The organism is Streptomyces hygroscopicus, assembly GCF_026168105.1.
GTDB classification, from domain to species: domain Bacteria; phylum Actinomycetota; class Actinomycetes; order Streptomycetales; family Streptomycetaceae; genus Streptomyces; species Streptomyces hygroscopicus_D.
Window position 1 is genome coordinate 1 of the sequence record NZ_LBMW01000135.1, and the last position, 2,155, is coordinate 2,155.

The following is a 2,155-nucleotide window of genomic DNA, read 5'->3' on the forward strand; positions in this document are numbered from 1 at the left end:
CCGCATCACCATGGGCATGTTGTAGGTGGCGCTCGGCCCCTCCATGCGGTTGAGGAACCACAGGCGGCGCTGCGCGAACGACGCGGGCACCGCTTCCGGTCGCTCCACGCGTACGACGGCCGGGCGGACATGGTGGGCGGATTCCGCCAGCCGTACCGCCAGTCCCGCCACCGTCGGGGCACTGAACAGGTCACGAATGGCCAGCTCCAACCCCAGTACTGCGCGGATCCGGGATGCCAGCCGGGTGGCGAGCAGCGAGTGGCCGCCCAGGTCGAAGAAGCTGTCGTCGATGCCGACCCGCTCGACCCCGAGCACCTCGGCGAACACCGTGCACAGCGCTTCCTCGCGGGCGTCGCGCGGCTCGCGTCCCGACGTCAGGGCGGTGAAGTCCGGTGCGGGCAGTGCGCGACGGTCCAGCTTCCCGTTCGGAGTCAGAGGGAACTCCTCGACCGCCATCACGATCGACGGCACCATGTACTCCGGCAGCGCGTCGGCCGCGAAGCCACGGATCTCGGCCGGGTCGGGTGTGCATCCGGGCGCCGGGAGCACGTACCCGACCAGGCGCCCGTCCCGTACCGCGGCGACCGCCTGGCCCACCGCCTGGTGGCGGGCCAGCACGGTCTCCACCTCACCCAGCTCGATACGGAAGCCGCGGACCTTCACCTGGTCGTCCGCGCGGCCCAGGAACACGAGGTTCCCGTGCGGCAGCATCCGCACCACGTCTCCGGTCCGGTACATGCGGGCGGAAGGGATGCCGGCGAAGGGGTCGGGAACGAACACGCTCGCCGTCCTGGCGGGGTTGTTCAGGTAGCCGCGGCCGACGGCTGAGCCGCCGACGTAAAGGGTGCCCCGGCAGCCGGGTGGCACCGGCTGGAGGTAGTCGTCGAGGACGTACAGCCGGGCGTTGTCGGTGGGACGGCCGAACGGGACGCTGGGCTGGTCGGCGTGCGCGTCCAAAAGCTCCGTGGTGATCGGACAGGTCGCCGAGGTCACTGTCGCCTCGGTCGGACCGTACTCGTTGTGGATCTCGCAGTCGTCGCCGGTCACCGCGAGGATCTGCCGCGCCACGTCCTGGGGCACCGCCTCGGCGCCCGTGAAAATGATCCGCACCGAACGCAGGTCGTCAGCCACGTCCCGCTCGGCGCCGAGCAGCATGCGCAGCTGCGACGGTGTCGCGTTCAGCGATGTGATCCGGTGCTCGCGTACGGCGTCCAGGAAGCGGTCGGGGTCGTACGCCGTCTCCGTGGACACCAGATGCAGCCGGGCGCCGGAGATCAGGCACTGGAAGATCTCCCACACAGAGTTGTCGAACGCGACCGAATGGTTCTGGAGCACGCTGTCAGCGGTCGTCAGGGAGCAGACCCGCTGGTTCCAGGCGAGGAAGTCGACGATCGAGGCATGGCTGATGGCGACGCCCTTGGGACGGCCGGTGGAGCCGGAGGTGTAGATGACGTAGGCGAGATTGCCGGGACGTACTTCCGGGTCGGCCCCGCCGCCTTCCACGTCATCGGCGCTCCACGGCTCGTCCAGGAAGAGCGGCCTGACCCGTTCGTCGAACAGCTCGTCCGCGATGACTCCGTGCCGGGTCAGCACCAGCTGGGCACCGCTGTCGGCGGCCACATGCCGCAGTCGCTCCACGGGGTACTCCGGGTCCAGCGGTACATACGCCGATCCGGCCTTGAGCACGGCGAGCATGGCGGTGATGAGTTCGGTGGAGCGTGGCAGGAGGAGGGCGACGCGTTGTTCGGGTCCGGCGCCTTGGGTGATGAGGTGGCGGGCGAGGTGGTTGGCGCGTGTGTCGAGTTCGGCGTAGGTGAGCTGGGTGTCCTGGTAGGACACGGCGATCGCGTCGGGGGTACGGGCGGCCTGTGCGTCGAAAAGTGCGTGGAGGGTTTGCTCGGTGGGGTGGGTGTTGTGTCCGGTGTTCCATTCCTCCAGGACGTGGTGTCGTTCGTCGGGTTGGAGGATGTCGATGGTGTTGATGGGCTGGTCTGGGTTGTTGGTGAGGGTGTGGAGGAGGTGGGTGAGGCGGGTTGTGAGTTGGTGGGCGGTGGTGGGGTTGTAGAGGTCGGTGGGTGGGTGTTGTGTCCGGTGTTCCATTCCTCCAGGACGTGGAGTCGTTCGTCGGGTTGGAGGATGTCGATGGTGTTGATGG

Annotated in this window: 1 protein-coding gene; it reads right to left on the reverse strand. The window is 68.4% G+C overall.

What is annotated here, in order from left to right; translation table 11 throughout:
* The coding region (locus tag AAW14_RS39210; RefSeq protein WP_265569239.1) for a non-ribosomal peptide synthetase at nucleotides 1-2,100 on the reverse strand (2,100 nt) is incomplete at its 3' end.
* Nucleotides 2,101-2,155: the final 55 nt, after the last annotated feature.